We start from the raw sequence: 6,332 nt of genomic DNA, 5'->3' as shown, positions 1-6,332 counted from the left end.
AGTTTGTCCTTGTTATTTTACAAGACAGGTACTTTGATACCGTCACTGGGGGCGTTCATCTCATCATGCATATATTTAATGAGTCAAACCAGATTATTTAATTGATATTCATTCTATTTGCTTGGGTGTTTTGTGATAATTCCGAGAGATTTATATCTAATTTTAGAAAAACGATGCGTTTGACTGGTTTTTTTGTTTTGGCCCGATTCAGGCCAAGCGGTATAGCGTGCAATTTGAAAAGGTAGAGCCCTAATTGCCTTATCAAATTAAGAAGAATGTCTTTTAGTCATTGATCAAGTTTCTTCAAACAAACTTTCAATGTCACGATGAATCAACAAGGACAGGCACTATATTAGAAACCTAATGGGCTGGATTTAATTAAAAATTTGGCTATAAGATTTGAAATCCTGAATGAATTTAAAAGTAATTTGCCAGAAAAGCAGATGATTTAAAGATTTAGCAGATTTCTATGGGTATTTCCTGATTTGGGCCGAGTGGTCTGGCTTCACTGATGTGAAGTATGATGGATAGATCTCTGAATTTATGCTATTCGAGAGCAGGTTTCAATCGTAAACCCACAGACCATTGGTGGTCTCCCAGTTTAATACACTACACTAGCTTTTAAATTTGCTGAAATATAGCGTTGGTGCGCGTATAATAAATATGCGACCATATATGGTTTAGCGATTTTTTAACCATTTATTTAAAGCATTATGCAAGACACATTAATCAAAAAGTTATCTCGACTTGATATAGATGACAGAATTACCTTAGTAGAGGCCTTATGGGATTCGATTGCTTCTGATTCTAATTTATTAGATATTCCCGAACATCATAAAAATGTTTTAAATGAACGGCTTCAATCCCTTGAACAAGATACTCAGAATGGCAAGCCGTGGGATGAAATCCGAAAAAATTACATATAAAAAATTCATATGAATTGTGGCTAAATCACTTGTTCTTACCCCGCAGGCCGAAAAGGACTTTGTGGAGGCGTATGATTGGTATGAAAATCAAAACCTTGGACTTGGGAAAGAGTTCGCACGTTGCGTGGACAAGAAAATTGCTTCTATTCTTGCAGCTCCCTGTCATTACCAAGTTATTTACAAGGATATAGTCAGAAGGGCGTTAGTCAATCGATTTCCATTTTCTATTTACTTTGTTAATCAAAATGATTGCATTTCAATCTTTGCAATTTTACACCAACACAGAAACCCGGAATTCTGGAAGTCACGGATTTAGTCTGATTTTAATCGCAACAAAGCAAAGTTTTTTCGGTATAGTCAATGTGGTAATTAGCATCGTGATTGGCATTCGTCAAGTGACGGACTACAATGGATTTCATGATTAAGACCTTTGCTGATAAGCACACTAAGGCTATGTACGAATCTGGGACGTCGAAAAAATTTCTACCTAATATTCACGCACGTGCTTCAAGGAAGTTAGATTATGTAAATCTGGCGACTTGTCTTGATGATCTTAAGGTTCCGCCTGGGAATAGATTGCACAAACTCACTCATGATCGTAAAGGGCAGCATGCCATAGCAATTAATGATCAGTGGCGTTTTTGTTTTCGGTTTGATGACGGTGATGCTTTTGATGTTGAGGTCTGCGATTACCATTAATGTGAGGTGATATAAAATGACGATTAAAAATACCCGAATGAAACGAAAACCCACTCATCCTGGCGAGATGTTGCGTGAGGATTTTATGCCCGATTATTCTTTGAGTGTTACTGCGTTAGCAGAGTCCTTAGGTGTTTCAAGACAATCGATTAATGAATTGCTAAGAGAGCGGAGAGCGCTTAGTCCTGAAATGGCCGTACGTTTGAGTAGATTGTTTGGAAATTCAGCTGAGTTTTGGCTAAATGCACAGCGAGGCGTGGATTTGTGGAAGGCAAATCAAGCGCTTAAATCTGAAGTTGCCCGGATTCAGCCTATTAGAGTTGCTTAATAATAAATAATTAGTAGATTTACTTGGGTAGAGCCCTGTTTACCTTTATGAATTGAGAAGAATGTCTTTTAATCATTGATTAAGTTTCTTCAAACAAATCTTCAATATCACGGTGACGATGTAAAATCCTCACTATTTCAGGCGTGTTTTGGAACAGACGGTAGAAAATTAAAAAGTTTTGAAATTTACCAGCCGGGAAAAACTGAAATGGCTGCGACTTTATAAAAGAAACTTCAGCACCCAAGTCTGGCATTTGAGCCAGTGATTGGCAGATTCGCTTGACTTCATCTAAAAATTTATTGGCAGTTTTGACGCTGTCTTGAGCAATGTATTAGGTGAGTGAATCAATACACTACACCAGTTCAGCCAGTCGCGTAAGTCGGTATTGATTAGGCATTATTTTAAATTTGAGCGGAGCTGTTTAAAAAACTCTTCGGGAGTAGTATCTGAGGTCCCTGAATCAATGCCTTGCTGGAGTAAGACTTTAAGCTTTTTGCGCTCGGTATCTTTTTCAGCTTCACGTCTCAATAAATACTGAATATACCGACCCACTGATCCATGCTTTTGTTCTACGGCCAGCTGCTTGGCTTTTGTTTTTAAGTCTTCCGGGAATGAAATATTTAATGACTTTGTGTTCATGGCTTAATTCTTAAGATCAGTACTTATAGCATACAGTTAATGCATTTGATGCGCAATTAATGCGTATTGGAGGTCCAATCAAAGAGTTATCTTCCATTAATTTTCAAAAGTCGATTTGGATGCCTGTCTCTGATTGCTTTCCCTGATTGGTTTCATACAGACAATACAACATATACGTTGTTAGTGTGGAAATACAGCAAATATGTTGTATTGTTTTTATACAACGTATACACTGTAATTGTCAGTTAAAAAACATAAGATGAATTACACAATACAAAATATCGACCAATTAAAGCCTATTTTGAAAGGATTTCGAAAATTAAGAAATCTAACGCAGCAAGAAGTGGCTCAAAAATTGGGTATTAGCCAGCAGGCTTATCAGGTTCTTGAGGCCAATCCACAAAATGTTACGATGGAGCGTTTATTCCGAGTGTTTGTTATTCTTGATGTGAAATTCGATTTAATAGATAAGCAAGATAATACACGGGCAGATGTGGCTGAAGGTTCTGGAAAATACGATATGGATATGTGGTGATGGCCAAAAATATTAATTCCTTAGATATTTGGTTCAATGGTGAATATGTCGGTGTTTGGGGAAAACATAGGGGTCAAGAAACTTTTCAGTATGATCCAAGTTGGCTAACTAATAAATATGCCAGGGTGTTGTCTTTGTCTTTGCCTTTTACACCGGGTAATCAGGTGTTTTCGGGTGATGTGGTTAGATTTTATTTTGACAATTTATTACCCGATAGTCGTGATATCAGAGAAAGAATGGCGACAAAATTTTCGGCCAATGGTATTTCTGCGTTTGAATTATTGGCTGAAATAGGTCGTGACTGTGTCGGTGCCATACAGATTTTGCCCGCAGGTGAAGAACCACAATCGGTTAAATCTATTCAATATCAAGCATTAGATGATTCTGAAGTTGCAGATATTTTAAGAAACACAGTTGGATCAAATGTATTGGGTTTAATTAATCCGTCCAATGATTTACGACTCTCATTAGCAGGTGCCCAGGAGAAAACGGCATTACTTTGGTGTGATAACCGTTGGTGTCGTCCATTGGGTTCAACACCAACCACGCATATCCTGAAATTACCGATGGGATTGATTGGTAATATGAATTTAGATTTGAGTCACTCAGTCGAAAATGAGTGGCTATGTTCAAAGATTATTCGCGAATATGGCTTACCGGTTGCTCATTGTGATATGGCTTATTTTGAGGATATGAAGGTTTTGGTCGTGGAGCGTTTTGATCGAAAACTGTCACCGGATGAACAATGGATTATGCGTTTAGCGCAGGAGGACTTCTGTCAAGCCAAAGGCTTATCGCCGTTAGATAAATATCAAAAGGATGGTGGCTTGGGAATTACTGATGGTTTGAGGTTACTGGATGGTTCGATTCAGGCAAAAAAAGATAAAGAGATATTTTTTAAAGCCCAAATAATTTTCTGGATAATGTGTGCCACGGATGGCCATGCTAAGAATTTCAGTTTAAAGCATTTTGCCGGTAATCATTATAAATTAGCGCCTCTTTATGATGTGCTGTCGGTGTATCCTGTGATTGGCAAGGGCAAAAATCAATTGTCTTTTTATGATGCAAAATTGGCGATGTCGATAGACAGTAAAAATAAACATTATCGCGTCAAAGAAATACTAAGAAGACATTTTATCAATCACGGCATTAAAACGGGTTTCAGTCAAGAGGATGTCAATATCATGCTTGACGAGATTGCTTTGAGTACTGGTGATGTTATTAAAAATGTAAAACAGATTTTGCCTAATGATTTTCCATCGATTGTGTCGGATAAAATATTTGAGGGAATGATTAAGCAGGCTGATAAATTATTGGGTTAGAATGGGTTTTAGATTTTACCAAGAAAATCCAAAGTGATTGTTGTGAAAAGATTAGGGTAAATCTTCCAAACCTTGACGTTCGAGACTCTGTAAATAATTCTCTGTATCTGCCTGCGAGATTTTAAATAGTCGAACTTAAATAATTCACTTCAACGCCAACGATTTTGGTGAAAAAATTAGCCATTGGCGAGTATGTTTAGTGAATTTATTTAAGACCCAATAAAATGCCTTCAACAACTTTGTGAAGTTGAATGCAGCGGCGGCTAATACAGTATTATTTGTAGAAGTTCAGCCCCAATCTGACAGTTACCCATTTTCAATAACCGATTGTCAGCTTGGATTTAGTTGTTTAGCGAGGATCTTGCTTGATTGAGGATTTGTGCTTTATTGTCATGAATAAAACCGCTATTTTCAGCCCGTTCTATTTTTGCCTGAATCCAATTTAATTGCGGTTGCTGCTTTCTGGCTTTTCGAATGAGGTCGTTGACTATTTCACTTTTTACTGGAATATTCCTGATTGGCAACTTGATTATTGAGCCATTCATTGTTGCGTGATGTGTAGTGAAATGGTTTAAATGCCATGAAGTCATCAGTCAAATGGGTGATATAAGTAAATCCATTGGGTATAGTGTATCGAAGAAATTAGAGCATTGTAAATAACCCCAACCTCCGGCACATGCATTCTTAACGCTGATGTTGTTATAATCTTTATTTAATTTCCTGAAAATAAACAACCATGAATAACCAAATTCCTGATTCTGATAAGGCGGTGCATGATGAGATGCCGGCGGATTATAAGGCTGAGCCCGGTGATGGCGGCAATCGTTATAAGAAAAAGCGGGCGTTGACTTTGCGTAAGTCGTGGCGCTGGTGGGGCGTGGGGCTGGCTTTGTTTTTGGCTTTGCAGGTTTTGCTGGTGATGTTTTTTGACCGGGAGCCGGCATTATTTGATGTTCAGGTGAACGCCGAGCAATACGCGAAAGAACATCAGTGGCGGGATGTCACCGGGGTGACATCGGGGGCGGCTTTTTTGGAAATCACGGATGTTCTTTTAAATAAACCGGGCGGTTATATGGCCAATGATGTGATGCCGCCGTTTTTGTTAATGGATAATATGCCGAGCTGGGAATTTGGGGTGGTCATCCAGGTGCGAGATTTTGTGCGGGTGATGCGCAATGACATCAGCCGTTCGCAGAGTCAGTCGGAAGAGGATGCGGATCTGGCAGATTCAGATCCGAAGTTTCATAATGACCATGATAAATGGATTTGGCCGGCCACCGAGGGGCGGTATAAATCAGGTCGTGAGTTTTTTACCAGGTACATGAATCGACTGGCGGGTTCGGCACAACCGCCGGCGGAGTTTTATGCCCGGACCGATAATCTGGTGGTGTGGCTGAATCTGGTTGAAAAGCGTTTGGGGAGTTTATCAAAACGATTATCTGCCAGTGTTGGTGAAGACAGGATTAATACCAACAGTGGCGGTGATTCAACTGCGGAATCGGCGACCTATCAGCCGAGTGAGCTGCAGGTGAAAACCCCGTGGCTGCAAATCGATAACAATTTCTATGAAGCCCGTGGTTCGACCTGGGCGCTGATTCATTTGCTGAAAGCCATTGAAGTGGATTTTAAAGGTGTGCTGGAAAAGAAAAATGCGCTGGTATCTTTGCGGCAAATTATCCGTGAACTGGAGGCCACTCAGGACAGCATCTGGACGCCGATGATTCTCAACGGCTCGGGCTTTGGGTTTTTCGCCAATCATTCTTTGGTAATGGCTTCGTATATATCGAGGGCTAATGCCGGTGTCATTGATTTGCGGCAGTTGTTGGAGGATGGGTGATTTTGGGCTTAGTAGGTAGGCTTACAGAACGGGTAAGATAAATCGC

Annotated in this window: 9 protein-coding genes; 7 read left to right on the top strand and 2 right to left on the bottom strand. The window is 39.5% G+C overall.

Annotated features, from left to right (window positions below; translation table 11 throughout):
• Positions 1–713 precede the first annotated feature (713 nt).
• The 4 genes from IEV16_RS08150 to IEV16_RS08135 all read left to right on the top strand — a co-directional run bounded on the left by IEV16_RS08150 (position 714) and on the right by IEV16_RS08135 (position 1,953).
• Entirely contained in the window at positions 714–926 is a 213-nt protein-coding gene (locus tag IEV16_RS08150; protein ID WP_188365190.1) for an addiction module protein, read from the top strand.
• 16 nt (positions 927–942) lie between these two features.
• Positions 943–1,242: a type II toxin-antitoxin system RelE/ParE family toxin gene (locus IEV16_RS13555; RefSeq protein ID WP_188365189.1), complete on the top strand. Its 300-nt coding sequence runs from the start codon at positions 943–945 to the stop codon at positions 1,240–1,242.
• 101 nt (positions 1,243–1,343) lie between these two features.
• Positions 1,344–1,625 (top strand): type II toxin-antitoxin system RelE/ParE family toxin, encoded by a 282-nt coding sequence (locus IEV16_RS08140; protein WP_188365188.1) that lies wholly within the window; start codon positions 1,344–1,346, stop codon positions 1,623–1,625.
• A gap of 16 nt (positions 1,626–1,641) precedes the next feature.
• On the top strand, positions 1,642–1,953 hold the full coding sequence (locus tag IEV16_RS08135; protein WP_188365187.1) for a HigA family addiction module antitoxin: 312 nt from the start codon (positions 1,642–1,644) through the stop codon (positions 1,951–1,953).
• 79 nt (positions 1,954–2,032) lie between these two features.
• Here IEV16_RS08135 and IEV16_RS13550 read toward each other — a convergent pair whose 3' ends face one another.
• Both IEV16_RS13550 and IEV16_RS08125 read right to left on the bottom strand, forming a co-directional pair.
• Complete coding sequence (locus IEV16_RS13550) at positions 2,033–2,281, bottom strand: type II toxin-antitoxin system RelE/ParE family toxin (RefSeq protein ID WP_188365204.1); 249 nt, start codon at positions 2,279–2,281, stop codon at positions 2,033–2,035.
• A gap of 68 nt (positions 2,282–2,349) precedes the next feature.
• Positions 2,350–2,592 carry a ribbon-helix-helix domain-containing protein gene (locus tag IEV16_RS08125; RefSeq protein WP_188365186.1) on the bottom strand — a complete coding sequence of 81 codons (243 nt, stop codon included), beginning with the start codon at positions 2,590–2,592 and terminating at the stop codon, positions 2,350–2,352.
• Between the two features lie 259 nt (positions 2,593–2,851).
• Between IEV16_RS08125 and IEV16_RS08120 the strand changes: the two genes are divergently transcribed.
• The 3 genes from IEV16_RS08120 to IEV16_RS08110 all read left to right on the top strand — a co-directional run bounded on the left by IEV16_RS08120 (position 2,852) and on the right by IEV16_RS08110 (position 6,286).
• Positions 2,852–3,127 (top strand): helix-turn-helix domain-containing protein, encoded by a 276-nt coding sequence (locus tag IEV16_RS08120; RefSeq protein WP_188365185.1) that lies wholly within the window; start codon positions 2,852–2,854, stop codon positions 3,125–3,127.
• A complete protein-coding gene (locus IEV16_RS08115; RefSeq protein ID WP_188365184.1) occupies positions 3,127–4,449 on the top strand; it encodes a type II toxin-antitoxin system HipA family toxin in 1,323 nt (440 codons plus the stop codon). The genes IEV16_RS08120 and IEV16_RS08115 overlap by 1 nt, the downstream gene beginning before the upstream one ends.
• 736 nt (positions 4,450–5,185) lie before the next feature.
• Positions 5,186–6,286, top strand: coding sequence for a DUF2333 family protein (locus tag IEV16_RS08110; RefSeq protein WP_229728296.1), 1,101 nt, complete (start codon positions 5,186–5,188; stop codon positions 6,284–6,286).
• Positions 6,287–6,332: the final 46 nt, after the last annotated feature.

The sequence above is a fragment of the Marinicella pacifica genome (assembly GCF_014636635.1).
In the GTDB taxonomy this organism is placed as follows: Bacteria; Pseudomonadota; Gammaproteobacteria; order Xanthomonadales; family Marinicellaceae; genus Marinicella; species Marinicella pacifica.
This window is presented reverse-complemented; position numbering and strand designations above follow the sequence as displayed.